At 70.0% G+C, this 16061-nt stretch carries 17 protein-coding genes; 8 read left to right on the forward strand and 9 right to left on the reverse strand.

Annotated elements, in window-relative coordinates; genetic code table 11:
- Positions 1-9: 9 nt before the first annotated feature.
- Positions 10-849: a nucleotidyltransferase domain-containing protein gene (locus JOF43_RS08200; protein ID WP_342592117.1), complete on the reverse strand. Its 840-nt coding sequence runs from the start codon at positions 847-849 to the stop codon at positions 10-12.
- Positions 834-1733, reverse strand: a complete 900-nt coding sequence (locus tag JOF43_RS08205; protein ID WP_209901040.1) for a serine protein kinase RIO — start codon at positions 1731-1733, stop codon at positions 834-836. The genes JOF43_RS08200 and JOF43_RS08205 overlap by 16 nt, the downstream gene beginning before the upstream one ends.
- A gap of 293 nt (positions 1734-2026) precedes the next feature.
- Here JOF43_RS08205 and JOF43_RS08210 point away from each other — a divergent pair, with 293 nt between their 5' ends.
- From JOF43_RS08210 to JOF43_RS08235, 6 genes are all read left to right on the forward strand, one after another.
- Complete coding sequence (locus JOF43_RS08210; protein ID WP_209901042.1) at positions 2027-2839, forward strand: GNAT family N-acetyltransferase; 813 nt, start codon at positions 2027-2029, stop codon at positions 2837-2839.
- Positions 2840-3017: 178 nt separating this feature from the next.
- The gene (locus JOF43_RS08215; RefSeq protein WP_209901043.1) at positions 3018-3749 is read left to right on the forward strand and encodes a VOC family protein; all 732 of its coding nucleotides are present in this window, start codon (positions 3018-3020) and stop codon (positions 3747-3749) included.
- Positions 3746-4114, forward strand: a complete 369-nt coding sequence (locus tag JOF43_RS08220) for a DoxX family protein (protein WP_209901045.1) — start codon at positions 3746-3748, stop codon at positions 4112-4114. Before JOF43_RS08215 ends, JOF43_RS08220 begins: the two co-directional genes overlap by 4 nt.
- A 102-nt stretch (positions 4115-4216) precedes the next feature.
- Positions 4217-5497, forward strand: a complete 1281-nt coding sequence (locus JOF43_RS08225) for an ABC transporter substrate-binding protein (protein WP_209901047.1) — start codon at positions 4217-4219, stop codon at positions 5495-5497.
- Positions 5487-6398 (forward strand): carbohydrate ABC transporter permease, encoded by a 912-nt coding sequence (locus tag JOF43_RS08230; protein ID WP_209901049.1) that lies wholly within the window; start codon positions 5487-5489, stop codon positions 6396-6398. Before JOF43_RS08225 ends, JOF43_RS08230 begins: the two co-directional genes overlap by 11 nt.
- Positions 6391-7221 (forward strand): carbohydrate ABC transporter permease, encoded by an 831-nt coding sequence (locus JOF43_RS08235; RefSeq protein ID WP_209901051.1) that lies wholly within the window; start codon positions 6391-6393, stop codon positions 7219-7221. The genes JOF43_RS08230 and JOF43_RS08235 overlap by 8 nt, the downstream gene beginning before the upstream one ends.
- A 54-nt stretch (positions 7222-7275) precedes the next feature.
- Here JOF43_RS08235 and JOF43_RS08240 read toward each other — a convergent pair whose 3' ends face one another.
- The 6 genes from JOF43_RS08240 to JOF43_RS08265 form a co-directional block, all read right to left on the reverse strand.
- The gene (locus JOF43_RS08240) at positions 7276-7503 is read right to left on the reverse strand and encodes a CDGSH iron-sulfur domain-containing protein (RefSeq protein WP_245354060.1); all 228 of its coding nucleotides are present in this window, start codon (positions 7501-7503) and stop codon (positions 7276-7278) included.
- A gap of 116 nt (positions 7504-7619) precedes the next feature.
- The gene (locus tag JOF43_RS08245; protein ID WP_245354061.1) at positions 7620-8420 is read right to left on the reverse strand and encodes a CPBP family intramembrane glutamic endopeptidase; all 801 of its coding nucleotides are present in this window, start codon (positions 8418-8420) and stop codon (positions 7620-7622) included.
- A 173-nt stretch (positions 8421-8593) separates the two neighbouring features.
- A complete protein-coding gene (locus tag JOF43_RS22575) occupies positions 8594-8926 on the reverse strand; it encodes a DUF3887 domain-containing protein (protein ID WP_245354062.1) in 333 nt (110 codons plus the stop codon).
- Positions 8927-9412: 486 nt separating this feature from the next.
- Positions 9413-10597, reverse strand: coding sequence for an NAD(P)/FAD-dependent oxidoreductase (locus JOF43_RS08255; RefSeq protein ID WP_209901057.1), 1185 nt, complete (start codon positions 10595-10597; stop codon positions 9413-9415).
- Positions 10598-10666: 69 nt separating this feature from the next.
- Positions 10667-11332 carry a TetR/AcrR family transcriptional regulator gene (locus tag JOF43_RS08260; protein ID WP_245354063.1) on the reverse strand — a complete coding sequence of 222 codons (666 nt, stop codon included), beginning with the start codon at positions 11330-11332 and terminating at the stop codon, positions 10667-10669.
- Positions 11332-11649 carry a hypothetical protein gene (locus JOF43_RS08265; RefSeq protein ID WP_209901059.1) on the reverse strand — a complete coding sequence of 106 codons (318 nt, stop codon included), beginning with the start codon at positions 11647-11649 and terminating at the stop codon, positions 11332-11334. Before JOF43_RS08265 ends, JOF43_RS08260 begins: the two co-directional genes overlap by 1 nt.
- A 151-nt stretch (positions 11650-11800) precedes the next feature.
- On the opposite strand from JOF43_RS08265, the gene JOF43_RS08270 reads away from it, so the two are divergent.
- The gene (locus tag JOF43_RS08270) at positions 11801-13765 is read left to right on the forward strand and encodes a SpoIIE family protein phosphatase (protein ID WP_209901060.1); all 1965 of its coding nucleotides are present in this window, start codon (positions 11801-11803) and stop codon (positions 13763-13765) included.
- Positions 13743-14456 (forward strand): GAF and ANTAR domain-containing protein, encoded by a 714-nt coding sequence (locus tag JOF43_RS08275; RefSeq protein ID WP_209901063.1) that lies wholly within the window; start codon positions 13743-13745, stop codon positions 14454-14456. Before JOF43_RS08270 ends, JOF43_RS08275 begins: the two co-directional genes overlap by 23 nt.
- 4 nt (positions 14457-14460) lie before the next feature.
- Here JOF43_RS08275 and JOF43_RS08280 read toward each other — a convergent pair whose 3' ends face one another.
- Positions 14461-15975, reverse strand: a complete 1515-nt coding sequence (locus JOF43_RS08280) for an amidohydrolase (protein WP_342592119.1) — start codon at positions 15973-15975, stop codon at positions 14461-14463.
- Between the last annotated feature and the right edge of the window lie 86 nt (positions 15976-16061).

Consider the following 16061-nt stretch of genomic DNA (forward strand, 5'->3'; position numbering starts at 1 on the left):
GCAGGCCACTCAGGCGAGGGATGCCCGGGTAGCGGTGACCAGGTCGTGCACGGCGCTCACCGCCGCGGTGAGGGCGGCGGAAGACAGGTCGGGGCCGAGACGCGCGAGCGCGTCCGCGGCGCGCGCGGCGAAATCCTGGGTGTCGAGGGGGAGGCGGGCGACCCCGGTGACGACGCCCTTCTCGTTCGTCACCCACGTCCCGGCCTCGGCATGCCAGGCATGGGCGCACCACATGAGGGCCGTCGTGCAGCACAGCTGCAGGTAGGCGAGGTCGCCGCGCCCGGTCGCCTTCGCCGCGCCGCCGAGAATGAATTCCGCGTTCACCAGGTGCGCCACCAGAGCATCGCGCAGCGCACGGGGATACGGGGACAGACCCGCACGCAGCTCCTCGACCACGCCGTTTGCGTCGACCAGCGGGCGACAGGTGGCGACCTCGCCGGCGTAGGCCACGTCGAGGAATCCGAGCGGATGCCCGGTCTGCTGGTGCACCGCGAACTCGCCGCGGATCGCGCGATCCCGCTGCTCGCGCACTCGAGCGCACTCGCGCAGGATCAGATCCACCGCCGTGGCGTCGACGGTGAGCCAGGCCCCGCCGTCGACCCAGGGGCCCCAGCCACCGGGGCCGGCGACGTCGACCGGAGCGCCGAGGATCCCGCTCGCCGCCTGGCGCAGGGCGGGCAGGTCGAGCGTGTCGGCGTCGTAGTAGAGACCGAGGTCCACGTCGGAGTCCGGATGATGCGTGCCGCGGGCGCGGCTGCCGCCGAGGGTGACGGCCCGGATGCCGGGCACCGAGCCCACCCGTTCGGCGATCTCCAGGAGCTGCTCGTCGCTGATCACGGGGCCTCGCACGTGCGCAGGGAAGCGTCGAACCACTCCCCGGGGTCCGCGGCCGACTCCGAGGCTCCGCGCGCCTGCAGCCAGGTGCACACGTTCGTGCAGTCCCGTCGCAGGAACTCCGGGCCGTTCGGGTTCCCGATCAGGTCGATGACCTGCGGGACGTCGATGATCACCGGGTCCGGCTCCTCCTGGCGCGTGTCGATCAGGATGTTGTAGGCAGAGAGGTCACCGTGGACCAGTCCCAGCTCGGCGAAGCCGAGCACCACCTCGCGCAGCACGCGGGCCCAGCGCTCGGCCTGCTCGGGATCCGGGCTGGTCTCCTGGAGCCGGGGCGCGGCGACGGCCCCGTCCTCGTCGTCGGTGCCGACGAACTCCATGCACACCTCGGTGCCGGCGATCTGCACCGGATAGGGCACGGGCAGCCCGGCCGACCACAGCTGACCCAGCACGTCGAACTCGGCGCGGGCCCATTGCGCGGCGGCGACCTGGCGGCCGAAAGCGGTGCCCTTGGCCATGGCGCGGGCCTCGCGGGAATCCTTGGTGCGCCGACCCTCGGTGTACTGGTGGGAGCGATGGAAGCTGGAGTGCTCGGGAGAGCGGTAGCGCTTGGCGACCATCAGGGTCGCCTCGCCGGGGGCACCGGTGAGGTGCTCCTCGGGCAGGGCGCGCTCGAGCAGGAAGGCGTCGGCCTCCTTACCCGTCTTGAGCACGCCGAGCTCGGTGTCGATCGCTCCGTCGTGCTGGACGACCCAGTCGGGGAAGGGCTGGGGGCCGCGATCGAGGGTATGGGCCGTCTCCGGCCAGGTGGACCAGCGCTGGTCGGGATCGAGCTCGGCGACGGTCGCGGTGAACATGGCGCGGGCGAAGAAGGCGTCCCGGTCGAAGGACGATGTCATGGGGGTCTCCTGAGGGAGGACCTGCGAGCGGCTCAGCAGGTCGAGATGGAAGGGAGGACGACAGGGGTCAGCGCGGCGACAACCATCAGCTCCTCCTTCCCTCAGGGCTCCGTGGGCGGAGCCGGTGACTGCGACCACGCTAGGGCGGCCGCCGTCGGTCCGTCCAGCGATTTATCGGCTCGGGGCCCAGGGTTCCCGCGGTGCACCGGCGTCGATACCCTGCTGACACCCACCTCGCCCCAGGAGCCGATGATGACGACCGACGAGTACTTCGATCTGCTCGGGCGTACCGCGTGACGGAGGCGCCGGGACCGGCCGGACTGCTCGCGGCCTACGACGGGCAGCTGCGCGAGCGCTCGGAGGTCGCCGACGCCCTCGCGGTGAGGCGATGCGGACCGCTGTGGCTCGCGACCTTCGAGGGCGGGCGCGGTCTGGTCACCTACCGCGATCTCGACGGGTCCGACGCCGCGGCGATCCGGAGACTTGTCGACGAGGCCGTGGCGCATTTCGCGGCTGATCCGGCCGTGGCCGAGATCGAATGGAAGACCCGCGGGCACGACCGGGCCCCCGGTCTCGAGGAGGCCCTCGCCGCGCACGGGTTCATGGCCGAGGATCCGGAGTCGATCATGATCGGACCGCTCACCGCGCTCGTCGGCGGTGCCCGGGTGCCCGACGGGGTGCGTCTCCGCCGCGTGCTCGAGGAGGAGGACGTGCGTGCGGTGAGCGCGATGACCGACCGCGCCACGGGTCGGGAAGCCGCTGAGGAGCGGGCCGATGCCCTCGTCGCGACCCTCGGCCGCGCCGAGGGTGCTCAGCTGTGGGTCGCCGAGGTCGAGAAAGAGATGGTCTCCGCCGGCCGTCTCGTGCCCGTCCCGGGCACCGTGTTCGTCGGGGTCTGGGGTGGGGCGACGTTGCCGGAGCACCGGCATCGCGGGATCTATCGGGCGCTGACCGCGGCACGTGCCCGCGCCGCGCTCGAGGCCGGCTTCACGCTCGTCCACAGCGACTCGACGGAGTTCTCGCGTCCCGTCCTCGAGCGCTCGGGGCTCGTGAAGGTCTCGACGACGACCCCGTGGATCCGGCAGGCCGCACGCGGCGCGGCGTGAAAGCCTCCTGATCAGAGGATTGTGGATGGTCACGGAGCTGTCGTCGGTTCCTGTGCTCAGATGCCGAGCATGCCCATCCCGAGGCACCACTGGCCTTCCGGACCGTCGGCGCTGCGCAGGAGATCCTCGGGCACACGAAACAGCCGCTGTCCCCGCGGCCCTTCCGTAGACTCACCGCATGTTTCTCGAGAACCTCGGCATCGATGCCGTCGACCCGATCCGCGTGGGCCGCTTCTGGGAGGCGGCGCTGGGCACCACCGTGCTGACGGCGGAGCCCGACATCTACGAGACCCGCCTGGACATCGACGGCGAGGCGTACCTGGACCTGTGCTTCCCCCGGGTGCCGCAGCCGCCCACGGCGCCCCTGCGGCTGCACTTCGACCTGCGCGGCGGGGAGCGCCAGCTCGAGATCGCCGAGCGTCTGCGTGAGCTCGGGGCGCGAGACCTCGACATCGGCCAGGGCCAGGTGCCCTGGATCGTGCTCGGCGATGTCGAGGGCACCCCGTTCTGCGTGATGGAGGACCGCGAGGCCTACCGCGACACCGGCCCTTTGGCCGCTCTGCCGCTGGACGTCGCCGATCCCCGGCGCGAGGGCGACTTCTGGACCTGGCTGACCGGCTGGGTCGACGCACCGGGCACCGGCCCTCGCACCCTGCGTCATCCGTCGGGGCGAGGGCCGCTGCTCGCACTGTGCGAGGAACCCGAACCGAAGCGGCCCGGAGCGAAGAACCCCATCCACCTCGACGTGCGCCTCGAGGCCGAGGACGACGCCGATGAGATCACCGCGGAGATCGAGCGGCGCGGTGGCCGCGAGCTCCATCCCGACTGGGGTGACCTGCCCTGGCGCGTGTACCAGGACCCCTCCGGCAACGAGTTCTGCTTGCTGCCGGCTCCTGGCCCCGCGTCGTGAGCGACGCCCGGGGGACCACCGGCTTCCTGACTGTGCTGCTCGGCGGTGCAGGCCTCCTGCACGTCGCCCGGCCCGCACCGTTCGACAGCATCGTGCCGCCCGCGCTGCCCGGCTCGGCCCGCGGCTACACCTACGCCTCCGGGGCGGCAGAGCTCGGCGTGGCCGGACTGCTCGCGATCCCGCGCACTCGGCGTCTGGGCGGGCTCGCAGCGACGGCCCTGTTCATCGCCGTGTTCCCCGCGAACATCCAGATGGCCTACGACTGGCGTCACGCCCGTCCGCGGAAGCGGGTGATCGCGTACGGTCGCCTGCCGCTGCAGGGGGTCCTCATCGCGCAGGCGCTGCACGTGGCACGAAGCGTCTGAGCACGGCGACCCTTCTTCCCGGGTCGTGGACACTCACGGGAGAGCGCTCCCACATGCTCTACCGTGGGCGGCCGTCCGTCAGGTCGGTCCGAAGGAGTGCCCGTGATCCCCAGACGTTCCCTGTTCGGCGCCGCCGGTATCGCGGGGGCGAGCCTTCTCGCCGCGTGCGCGGGTGAGTCCGACGTCGATCCGGCTCTCGGTGCCCCCGCCGGTCCCCAGGACTCGGGGGCCATCACGTTCCAGATCTGGGACAAGGCTCAGGAACCGGCGATGCAGCAGATCATCGACGCCTTCCGCGAGCAGTACCCGGACATCACCGTGACCATGTCCTCCGCCGCCTTCGCCACCTACTTCGAGCGGCTGCGCATCCAGGCCACCGGTGACGACCTGCCGGACGTGTTCTGGATCAACGGGCCGAACTTCGAGCTGTACGCCTCGTACGGGATGCTGCAGGACCTCGGCGAGCTGGAGGGATTCGATCCGGCGAACTACCCGTTGAACCTCACCGAGCTCTACACCTACCAGGGGACGCCGTACGCGAGCCCGAAGGATTTCGACACCATCGCCCTGTGGTACAACCGCGATCTGCTGCACCGTGCGGGGATCGACGAGCCCACCGGCAGCTGGAGCTGGGAGGAGTACCGCGACGCCTCCGCAGCGGTGACGCGGACCCTCGGCGCCGAGCAGATCTGGGGCAATCCGGGCGGCGTCGCGAACCAGGCCTACATCTACCCGCTGATCATGCAGGCCGGAGGGTTCATCCTCGACGAGGAGAAGACCGTCTCCGGCTACGACAGCCCCGCAGCGATCGAGGCGTTCTCCTTCCTCGACGGCATGATCCGCGAGGGCACCGCCCCGGACGTCCGGTACACGACGGAGAACAAGCCCGAGGACCTGTTCAGCAGCGGGCGCGCCGCCCTGTACCAGTCGGGGAACTGGCAGGCGGCCCTGCTGAAGGACTCGCCGGTGCGCGAGCACCTCGGGGTCGCGCCGTTGATCCACGGGGCCGAGGAGGCCAACGTCATCCACGGCATCGGGTACGCGATGTCCGCTCGCAGCCGCAACAAGCCGGCAGCCTCGGCCTTCCTGTCCTTCCTCGGGTCCGAGCAGGCCCATCGCATCCAGGGCGCGGCCGGCGCCGCCAACCCCGCTTTCGTCGGCACCAACGACGCCTACATCGAGGCGCTGCCGGAGTTCTCCCTCGACGTCTTCGTGGACGCGGCGGAGACCGCGCGGCAGTACCCGGCCTCGCAGAACACCTCCGCCTGGCTGCAGCTGGAGGAGCTGCTGTTCCCCAAGATCCTGAGCGGGGACGGGGAGCTCGAGAAGCACGCACAGGATCTCGCCGCGAGGATGAACGGAGTGCTCGCCGATGAGTCATGACACCGCACCGCCGAGGCGACGCCGCGGGCGCGGTCGCGACGGCTACTGGCCGATCGTCTTCCTCGCGCCGCTCATGATCGGCGTGGTCGCCTTCTACTTCTGGCCGATCCTGTCGACCGTCCTGAACTCCTTCGCCAGCTTCGACCCGTTCGGCGGCCGCACCTTCGCCGGCCTGGAGAACTACCGGACGCTGCTGGGCGACTCCTTCATCCCCCGGGCGGTCCTCAACACCGCGGTGTACACCGCGATCGTGCTGCTGGGCATCCCCATCGCCGTGGGGGTCGCCTCCCTGCTGACCCAGAAGGGCCTGCGGTTCTCCCGCTTCTACCAGGTGCTGTTCTTCCTGCCCGCGGTCTCGATGCCGGTGGCCGTCGCGCTGGTGTGGCGGATGATCTTCAACCAGGAGTTCGGCGTCGTCAACTGGGCGCTGTCCCTGGTCGGCATCGACGGCCCCTATTGGGTCACGGCCCCGTGGTGGTCGCTGCTGGCGGTGTCCGTCGTCGGCCTCTGGTCGAGCCTGCCGCTGGCGGTGATCATCCTGTCGGCCGGGCTGCAGGGCATCCCCCGCGAGCTGTACGAGGCGGCCCAGCTCGACGGGGCCGGCGCCCTGCGGCAGTTCCTGTCGGTCACGGTGCCCCTGCTGACCCCCAGCATCTTCTTCCTGATGATCATCACCGCGATCAACGGCTTCCAGCTGTTCGACCTGCTGTTCGCGATGATGGGGCAGGCCAACCCGGCGATGGCCGATACCCAGTCGCTGGTCTACCTGTTCTACTCGGAGGCTTTCCGACAGCACGATCAGGGCTACGCCTCGGTGATCGCGCTGCTGATCCTGGCGATCATCGGCGTGATCACCCTGCTGCAGTTCCGAGTGCAGAAGAGGTGGGTCCACTATGACTGACAAGCGCACGACGCGCCCCCGCTACGCGACCCATGCGGCGCTGCTGATCGGCGGGGCGGTGATGGTCTTCCCCTTCGCGTGGCAGCTGATCATGTCGCTGTCCACGCACGCCGAGGTGACCTCCGTGCCGCCCACCTGGGTCCCCGAGAAGCTGCAGTGGCAGAACTACCCGGCGGTGTTCGAGCAGGTCCCGTTCTGGAACCAGTTCGTCACCACAGCGGCGGTCACCGTGGCACGTGTCGTCGGCCAGTTGCTGCTGTGCGCGATGGCCGGGTACGCCTTCGCCCGGATGGAGTTCCGCGGCAAGGGCGTGCTGTTCGCCCTGGTGCTGTCGATCCTGATGGTGCCCTACCAGATCTACCTCATCCCGCAGTACGAGATCGTCCAGGAGCTGGGATGGCTGAACACAGTGGCCGGCATCGCCGCCCCCGGCATCTTCAGCGCCTTCGGCACCTTCCTCATGCGCCAGCACTTCCTGGGCATGCCACGCTCGCTCGAGGAGGCGGCGCGCCTGGACGGAGCCAACCCGTGGCAGACGTTCTGGCGCATCATGTTCCCGCTGAGCGGTCCGTCGCTGAGCGCCGTCGCGATCCTCACCGCACTGGCCTCGTGGAACGACCTGATGTGGCCGCTGATCGTGGCCACCTACGACGATCGCACCACGCTCGCGGTGGGGCTGTCGACGATGCAGGGGCAGTTCACCACCGACTACCCGGTGATGATGGCCGCCAGCTTCATGGCCATGCTGCCCCTGATGATCCTGTTCATCGTGCTGCAGCGCCGTGTCGTCGAGGGGCTCGCGCACTCCGGCATGAAGGGCTGACGCGGGCCCAGCTCACAGGTGACCCCGAGGGCGCCGAGCCGTGAGTGGCGCGGATCAATTGCTGCTCAGCGGGAGGCGCGCTTCTTCCGCATCACCTTGTGGGTGCCGTCGCACCACGGGCTTGATGGCCGAACCCCCACACATGCAGACGGCGCTGACCGCTCGCCAGGTGCGGTGTTCGTTCCCCTCCTCGTCCTGCACCACATGCTCACCGCGCAGCAGCATGGGGCCACCGGGGCACCGGATCACCTCTGGATGGGCGTCGGTGATGTCATCACTCATGCGGAACACGCTGCCAGCATGCGTTCGGCGTAGCGGTCGTCCATGTACAGGGACGCCCACGCACCGAAGTAGACGTTCTCTTACTGCCCCGGTTCTTCCTCCAGCAATGTGCCGCATCAGTTCCTGACGTCTTCCTGCGCGTCAGCTCCGGTTGTCCGGGTGCCACGTGGCGTGAACTGTCCGGTGGCCACGAGGAGCACGACGAGCGCGAACGGCACGATCCACCCGCTCCAGCCGAGGATCGTCGCCTGCGTGGTGTCGATGTGTTCTCCTGCCATAGCGAAGAGAAGGTAGCTCCCGCCCGCGCCGTTGAATGCGGCATGCGCGAGGGCCGGGGGCCATACTGATCCGGACCGGAGCCTCAGCCAGCTGAAGACGGCACCGACGAGGATGCACATGATGACCATCGCAGTCACGCCGAGCCAGCCGGGTGCGCTCGGGTAGTTGTATCCCAGCAGAATCAGCGGCGCATGCCAGAGGCCCCAGATGACGCCCGAGATCAGCAACGCCCAGAGCGTGCCGAGCGGCATCAGTTTCGGGAGCAGCCATCCTCTCCATCCGAGTTCCTCACCCAGGGCAGGAATCACGTTGAGGAGGGCCGCAGCGGGAATCGTGATGAGCTGGATGGCGATGAGCACGCCGATCGGAAGGGGGAGCTCGGCGCCCCCTGATTGCTCGTCGAGGGTCTGTTGGAACGCGGAGAAGTTCACGAAGTCGGCCGGATAGACCCCGAACAGGGCGCCGACCGGGAGCGCCACCAGTACCAGCGCGATGGACACGAAGATTCCCAGCACCGCGTAACCGACAAATCTCCGGACCGGTCTCAGGGGCCAGATCCCGAGCGTCGCCGCTTTGCGCTGTGAAGGCTCCACGAAGAACACGACCACCAAGGCGGCGATCGTCGGAGTCATCATCATGGCGATCGAGACGACCGGGAACCACGGGGAGGCGAGGCCATCGCTGAGCCAGAGCGGAAGTGCGACGAGCCAGGCGAGGACGAAAGCGAGTGCGACGAACACACCGACGGACCACAGCCCATAGTCCCCCCTGCGGGGCCGCTGCGCGGCCCGCTCCGCTCCGGAGTCGAGCGTCATGACGCCTTCCCTTCAACAAGGTGCAGGCCCGCGATGGTCCGGTCGTCCCGGAACGCGATCCGTGCCGTGTAGTCGCCGGCCTCCAACCACAGTGCCGTGTTCGCGATCGTCACGTCACCAGCTCGGAGGACCTCCGGTTCTCCGTGGCTCTCCAGAGTTCCCGACAGGCCGACGACCTGTGTCCAGGCGGCCGCGAGGGCATCCTCCGACAGGCCATCGCGCATGGCGGGATCGAACTGCTCCGCGATAGGAGTCCACCGCCCCGCGACCAGATCTTCAATAACTGCGACGGCCAGCTCGGCGGCGTCGGGAAGCGGGGGAGAGGTCATGGATTCCCCTGTTCGGGGATCAGTCGGTTTGCCGTAGCGCTGGAACGCTGCCTGCCGGCTCACGCCGAGGGCGTCCCCGACAGCTTGCCACGAGGCACCCTCCTGGCGGGCCTGTCCTACGACGGCACGCATCACGTCATCGGCGGCGGTTTGGATGCTCACTGCGCGCCCTATCGAGACCGCCCAGTCATCGCTGCTCGTCAGAACGCGCGCCGCCAGGAGCGCGTCCATGTGAGCCTTCAGATCTCGCATCGCAGATGTCAATGATGATTGCATGTGTCAAGTCTAGCTTGACGTTGAGGCGTCGAGCAAGATGGGGTTGCGTTCCGGGTGGACGGCCGGCCCAGCACGGCAACCACTCAGGCGAACCGCGAGGCGGACCTCCGTTCGGGGACAGAGGCACGACATGCTCCGCCGGGTTCACCCGGTGCGACCTCCTCGGGCCCGGTGATCAGCGCCTAGGCGCCGGTGATGTCCGGTCCGTGATCAGCCGATGCTCCCTCGCAGCAGATCCCGGTCGGTGATCGAGTCGGCGATGACCGTGCGTGCGGCGTCCCGAGCCCCGTCGATCTGCCACATCAGCACTCCGACCGGACGTCGCTGGTCGTCCAGGTAGTAGACGACGCTGCGCTGGGTGTCGTGATGGACCTCCAGGATCTCCAGGGAGGGATCGAGGGTGCCCACCGCTTCCCAGCGCACCCCGTAGACCATGGAGTAGAAATAAGGGGTGTGCTCGTAGGGCGCCTCGGCGCCGGCCATCGATCGCCCGGCGGCCGCGCCGGATTCGCGAGCATGGTCGACGTGCTCGATGCGGGTGCGGCCGAGGATCGCGTCGGGGTACTCGATGATGTCGCCGGCCGCCCAGATCGAGGGATCGGTGGTTCGCAGGTGCTCGTCGACCACCACGCCCTCGGAGACCTCGAGCCCCGCCGCGCGGGCCAGGTCGAGACGGGGCTGAGCACCCAGACCGACCACCACGACGTCCCCGCCGACGACGGTGCCGTCATCGAGCGTGATGCCGACGTCCGCGTCGTCCTGGACGGTCAGGCGCTCGGCCCGCCGGCCGGGGAGCAGTTCGACGCCGTGGTCCGTGAACAGTTTCTGGTAGCGCTCCGCGATGCTCGGAGGGAACTGCGAGGCGCCGAGCACGTCGTCGGGGAAGACCAGGGTGACGTGGGCGCCGTTCAGCGAGAGGGAGGCGGCGATCTCGGCGCCGATGTACCCGCCGCCGACGACCACGGCTCGGGCCCCGTCGGTCATCAGGTGCCGCAGGGTGCGATAGTCCGCGAAGCTGCGGAAGTGGATGATGCGCTCGTCCTCGGGTCCTTCGAGCCGGCGCGGCTCGGAGCCGGTGGCCAGCAGCAGTTTCTCGTAGCCGAGTCGCTCCCCGCTGTCGAGCTCGACCTGCTTCCCCGCTCGGTCGATCGCGGTGGCCACCGTGCGCACGCGCAGCTCGGCACCGGTGTCCTCGGCCGTGTTCAGCGGGACGGCGTTTTCGCCGAAGTCCGGGTCGATCCACAGCTTCTTGGTCAGAGCGGGCCGGGTGTACGGAGCATCCTCGTCGGAGCTGACGATGCCGACAGAGCCCTCGGGGTCCTGTTCACGTAAAGCGCGGGCAGCGTCGTCGGCCACCTGGCCTCCACCGACGATCAGATAGTCGTACGAGGTCACCGCAAAGATCTCCTTAGCCGAGAAGTGTTCCGGAACATGGGGGCGGGGCGCGCCATCCCGGTCGGGCGATCAGCTCTTCAGGAAGGTGCGGGTCAGCACGCACAGGTCCTTCTGCGGGGCGTCCTCGTCGTTCGGGCGCTGCAGGCTTCGCACCGTCCGTTCACGGACGGCGTCCCGGAGGATCAACGACAGCATGACGCGCGCAGCGAAGACGGGGTCCACGTCCTCGCGCAGCAGTCCCTGAGCGGCGAGGTTCTGGAAGCAGTGCTCGAGGATGTGTTCGTGCACGCGGCGGAGCCGGGCCATGCGGAACTGACCTGGATGGTCAGTGCTGGTCGAGTCGGCGTCCAGCGTCGCCAGGAGCTGGATCACGGGTGAGGTCGGGTTCCAGGTGTCGACCAGGGCCCGCTGCAGCGCCTGCCCGTCGGTGCACCACTCGTCCTGGCGATCGAGCGCCGTTTGGGCGTGCTCCTCGAGGCGGTCGATCACCCCGCTGAGGAGGTCTTCCTTCGAGGCGAAGTGGTGGAGCATGCCGGGGTGGGAGATGCCGACCCGTCGCGAGATGTCCCGCAGGCTGGCCCCGTAGTAGCCGAACTCGCTGAACAGCTCCGACGCACCGTCGAGGATCTGCTCGCGTCGATTGGCTCGTGGCTGCCTGGGGGCCCGGGGCGGGACGTCCGCGACGCCCTGCGTCCGCTTCTCGACCGTGGACATAGGGGACATGTGGATGGTCATCAGTAATCACTCCCGATGTCGGCGCCGACAGGGACCGCGCAGTGCGGTAACGGGTCGGGCGCGAGGATGTGGGTCGTGCGGTGATAGGGGTCGATCTCGTCGACGGTCATCTGCAGCAGAGCGATGGCCGAGGGCTCGCAGTGCTGGGTCGCGCGCAGGTCGAGGATGACCGGGGACTCCGGGTCGAGCTCTCGAGCACGGCGGAGAACGGAGTGCAGAGCGTTCTGGCTCTGGTCGGTCACGCAGCCTTCGACGGCGATGCGGATCTCGTCCTCGCCGATGTCGGCGCGGACGATCACCGAAAGGGTGTGTTTCATGGGGGTGGTCCTTCGCGCGCAGTGGAGCTTCCTCGGCCACTGGCTGGACCTGCTTCGAACATACGGGGGAGGGCACCGGATGGCAAGGGCGAGCTCGCGGGGTTCACGCCATGGCGACGGCGGGCTTACCCTCTCGGGCAGGAGAGTGTTCATGGTCGTCACCGCTGAGGAGATCGATGCGGCGCGGCAGGGTTTCGACGACCTGCCTGCCGCGGTGGCGGTCGTGCGCGGGAACGATCTGCGCATCGTGGCGGCCAATACCGCGTATCGGGAGCTCATCGGCCGACCGGATGTGGTCGGAGCGCCGTTTCGCGAGGCGTGCCCGGAGCTCGTGGACGGTGGGCTCGTCGAGCTGGTGGACCGGGTCCGCCGAGGCGGCGGGCCGGTCACCGAGCGCGAACGGCGCCAGGCCGCTGCTTCCCGGCCCGACAGCACCGACGGCGACGCGTGGTTCGACCTGGTGCTCGTGCCCCAGCGGGGCGAGGACTCTCAGGTGACGGGCGTGTTGATCCAGCTGACCGGTGTCACGCAGCAACGAGCGGACCGCCGGGACACGGAGGTGGCGGCGGCGACCTCCGAGTTGCGCTACCGACAGGCTCGTGAGGTCGCACTGGAGCTGCAGGAGGCATTGCTGCCCGCCGCTCTGCCGACCCTCCCGCAGGTGCGCCTCGCGGCGGGGTATCGAGTGGCCGAGCATGGGCAGGCCGCCGGGGGTGACTGGTTCGACGCGACCGTGCTCCACGACGGACGGGTCGCCCTCGGCGTCGGGGACGTGGTCGGCCACGGCGTCGCGGCCTCGACCGCGATGGGCCGGCTCCGGGCCGTCCTCGAAGACGTTCTGACGCGGACCGGCGACCTCGACCAGGCAGTCAGCCATGCTGAGCGGCTCGCGACGCGCACCGTCGAGATGCGGGCGAGCACCCTGTGCATCGCGGTGCTGGATCCGGCCGGCGGCGAACTGACCTATATCACCTGCGGCCATCCGCCTCCGCTCGTGATCGGGGCCGACGGGACCTCGCGCTACCTGCCGACCACGGGCGGCACCCCGCTCGGCACGGGCACCGCACCGAGGGCCTCGACCGTTCGGTTGGACGTCGGGGACATGGTGATCCTCTACAGCGACGGACTGATCGAGCGCTCGGGCCGCACGCTCACCGACGGGATGGCGGCCTTGACCCGGGTCGCGCAGGACGCGGCCCGTCAGGCGCAACCGGCCGAGGGCGGCGAGGTCTCGGCTCCCGATCGGGTCTGTCAGCTCTCCGTCGAGCTCCTCGCCGCGCCCGGGACCGACGACGACGCCACGGTGCTCGCGGCACAGCGTCTTGACGCGCCGAACGGGGGCTACCACGACGAGGTGATGGCCACCGTCGATTCCGTGCCCAGCCTGCGGGAAGGGGTCGGTGCCTGGCTCGCGGGGCTGGGCGCATCGCCGACCGAGTGCCAGGATCTGGATCTCGCCACGATCGAGCTCATCACCAACGTCCTCGAGCACGCCTATCCCGCGGGTGAAGAGGGGCCGGTGAGCGTCAGCGCGGATCTGGCCCGTGACGGGACCCTCCGCCTGCTCGTCTCGGATCGCGGGCGATGGCGCGCGCCGATGGACTCGGACGCGATCGGTGGGCGCGGTCTGTGGATCGCGGAATCCCTCGTGGACTGGATGTCGATCGTGCACGGCGATGCGCGCACCGGCGGCACGACGGTGACGCTTCGCCGGCGACTGTGGAAGCCGGCCCAGGTGACGTCGCGATCGGACATCGTGCCCGCTCGCCCGGAACGATCCGATCTCGATCTCACGGTGGCCGGCGGTCTGCCTCCTCGGGTCGACGTGGCGGGTCAGATCGACATCACCACCATCCGGGCGTTCACCGATCAGCTGGACGCAGCCTGCCGTGGTGGTCTGCGTCCGCTGGTCGTAGACTTGACCGAAGTCGACCTGCTGGCCAGTGCGGGAGTGCGCGTGCTCCTGAGCATGCGGGAGAGATTGGCGATGCATGGCCACCGGCTCGATCTGATCAGTGCCACGGGCACGCCGACGCAGACAGTGCTCGACCTGGTCGGGCTGTCGTGGCGTCACGAGGAGGAGGATCCTGGGGATGCCTGGCAAGTCCGTGCATGACCTGGCGCTCGAGTTCCGGCAGCTCAGCGAGTTCCTCCACACCGGTGGATCACCTGCCGCGGCACGTCAGCGCCTCGTCGATCTCGCCTGCCTGTTCGTCCCGGGATGCGAGTGGGCCGGGATCACCACGAATCCGCAGGGCGTGCCGCCGCGCAGCGTGGCGAGCAGCGACGACACGGGACGACTGATCGACGAGATCCAGCATCATTGCGAGGAAGGCCCGTGCGTGCGTGCGGCGCGCACCGAGGAGCCCGTGCTGACGCCCGACCTCACGACCGAGACCAGATGGCCGCGCTTCTGCGAGGTGGCCCTCGAGCAGACCCCGGTGCTCGGGGTGCTGTCCTTTCATCTCACGGACTCGCCGGCGCCGACGGCGCTGAACCTCTACTCGAGCACCGCGGGGGCGTTCGACCACGAGGCGGTCACCACCGGAGCCCTGTTCGCCACGCACGCCTCCGCGATGATGGCGCATGCGGACAGCGCCCACCAGGCGGCCACCCTGAGTGCGGCCCTCAGTACCAGTCGTCAGATCGGCGCGGCGGTGGGGATACTGATGGCGGCGCACAAGGTCACCGAGACCGAGGCCTTCGAGCTGCTGCGCCACGCGAGCAACCGCCTGAACCGCAAGCTCCATGTCATCGCTCAGGACGTCACGGACACCGGCGAGCTGCCCGGACGCGTGCGCCGCTGAGGGCTCAGCGCTGCGCGGCGAGGGCCCCGGCGACCACCGTCGCCAGCACCGTCGTCTCCCGCAGGCGTAGCGCAGCCTCCCGGGCGGCCGACTCGACCATCAGGGCGTCGCCGTCGAGCGGCACGTCAGCGAAGGGGTCCTCCTCGAGCAGCACCACGTCACCCCGGCCCCCGACCGCGAGCCGCCCGACCCCGTCGGTCGAGGCGGCGAGGGCCTCGCGCGGCTGCAGCTGCTGCTCGCGGTGCCAGCCGGCGCGCTCGTCGGCGCTGCGATGCACGGCGGCGGCCATGGCGAGCCACGGGTCCAGCGGCGCGACCGGCGCATCCGAGCCCAGCACCAGCGGGACCCCGGCCGTGAGCAGGTCCCGCAGCCGGAACGCCCGATCGCCGTGGCCAGGCCACACGCTCTCGGTGGCGTCGCGGTCATCCAGCAGATGCGCGGGCTGCACGGAGGCGATCACCCCGAGCGCGGCCAGGGCGTCCACGTCGTCGTCGGTGAGCATCTGCGCGTGCTCGAGCCGGGCGGCGATCCCGATCTGCCCGATCGCCTCGAGGGCGATCTGGGCGGCGGCATCGCCGATCGCATGGACCGCGGCCGTCAGTCCCTGCTCGCGCGCCCGGGCGAGGACGGCCGTGAGCTGGGCGGGGCCGACGCTCAGCACCCCGCGTCCGGCATAGCCGTGGCCGTCGGAGTACGCCTCGCGGGTGTAGGCCGAATGGGAGCCGAGCGCCCCGTCGACGATCACCTTCAGCGGGCCCATCGTCACCAGGCCGGTGTCGTCCAGGACGGTGCCCGTCGGGGCGGGGGCGTGGGGGAGCTCGGCAGGGTAGACCGCGGTGCGGATCCGCATCCGCGCGCCGCGCGAGCGCCAGACCTCCCAGGGCCGGCCCCACTCCATGTCCACGAGGCCGACGACGCCGCGCTCCAGCGCCTGGCGCTGCATCATCGCGGCTCCGGTCGCGAGCGTCTCGGCCACCCCGGGCAGCTCCGTCAGCCGCGGTGCGAGGGCGAACCACTCCTCCTCGGCGACGATCCCGTCGCGCGGGGGCACCCCCAGCCGCTCCAGGGCCGCCGAGTTCAGCCAGGCGTGGTGGGCGTCGCCCCCGATCAGCACCGTCGGGACGGCGCCGGTGGCCTCGTCGAGCGCAGGGACCGTCGGCGGCACCGCGAAGTCGACCAGGCGGTGCCCGAAGCCGATCAGTGCCTGCTGCGTAGCGGTGCGGGCCTCGCGCCGCGCGGTGAGCTCGGCGCGCACCAGCTCGAGGATCACGCCGACGCTTCCGGCCCCGGCCGTGTCCAGACGGGAGTGGGCCTGCGCGAGCTGCCCGGTGTGGACGTGCTGGTCCCACAGCCCCGGGAGCGCGAGCGCCCCGCCGCCGTCGAGGACCTCCTCACCGCCGGCCGGTGCCAGGCCCGGACCGATCTCGGCGATCATCCCGTCGCGCAGCCGCAGGTCCACGGGACGGCACGGGGTCCCCTCCGCGGCGGCGTCGAACGGCCGCACCTGTCTGATCAGCACCGATCCAGAGTAGCCGGGCGAGCGGCCGCCGTGACGGCTGTCATGGGTCAGCAATGATCGTCGGCCCTGGGATCGACGGACGCGCC

It is taken from the genome of Brachybacterium sacelli (assembly GCF_017876545.1).
Lineage (GTDB): Bacteria > Actinomycetota > Actinomycetes > Actinomycetales > Dermabacteraceae > Brachybacterium > Brachybacterium sacelli.

Bases quoted from the DNA above. Each gene is read 5' to 3' on its own strand.
- JOF43_RS08270 (WP_209901060.1), top strand. From the start codon at position 11,801: ATGGTCGTCACCGCTGAGGAGATCGATGCGGCGCGGCAGGGTTTCGAC.
- JOF43_RS08240 (WP_245354060.1), bottom strand. From the start codon at position 7,503: ATGAGTGATGACATCACCGACGCCCATCCAGAGGTGATCCGGTGCCCC.
- JOF43_RS22575 (WP_245354062.1), bottom strand. From the start codon at position 8,926: ATGACCTCTCCCCCGCTTCCCGACGCCGCCGAGCTGGCCGTCGCAGTT.
- JOF43_RS08260 (WP_245354063.1), bottom strand. From the start codon at position 11,332: ATGACCATCCACATGTCCCCTATGTCCACGGTCGAGAAGCGGACGCAG.
- JOF43_RS08205 (WP_209901040.1), bottom strand. From the start codon at position 1,733: ATGACATCGTCCTTCGACCGGGACGCCTTCTTCGCCCGCGCCATGTTC.
- JOF43_RS08215 (WP_209901043.1), top strand. From the start codon at position 3,018: ATGTTTCTCGAGAACCTCGGCATCGATGCCGTCGACCCGATCCGCGTG.
- JOF43_RS08275 (WP_209901063.1), top strand. From the start codon at position 13,743: ATGCCTGGCAAGTCCGTGCATGACCTGGCGCTCGAGTTCCGGCAGCTC.
- JOF43_RS08265 (WP_209901059.1), bottom strand. From the start codon at position 11,649: ATGAAACACACCCTTTCGGTGATCGTCCGCGCCGACATCGGCGAGGAC.
- JOF43_RS08230 (WP_209901049.1), top strand. From the start codon at position 5,487: ATGAGTCATGACACCGCACCGCCGAGGCGACGCCGCGGGCGCGGTCGC.
- JOF43_RS08235 (WP_209901051.1), top strand. From the start codon at position 6,391: ATGACTGACAAGCGCACGACGCGCCCCCGCTACGCGACCCATGCGGCG.
- JOF43_RS08245 (WP_245354061.1), bottom strand. From the start codon at position 8,420: ATGATGATGACTCCGACGATCGCCGCCTTGGTGGTCGTGTTCTTCGTG.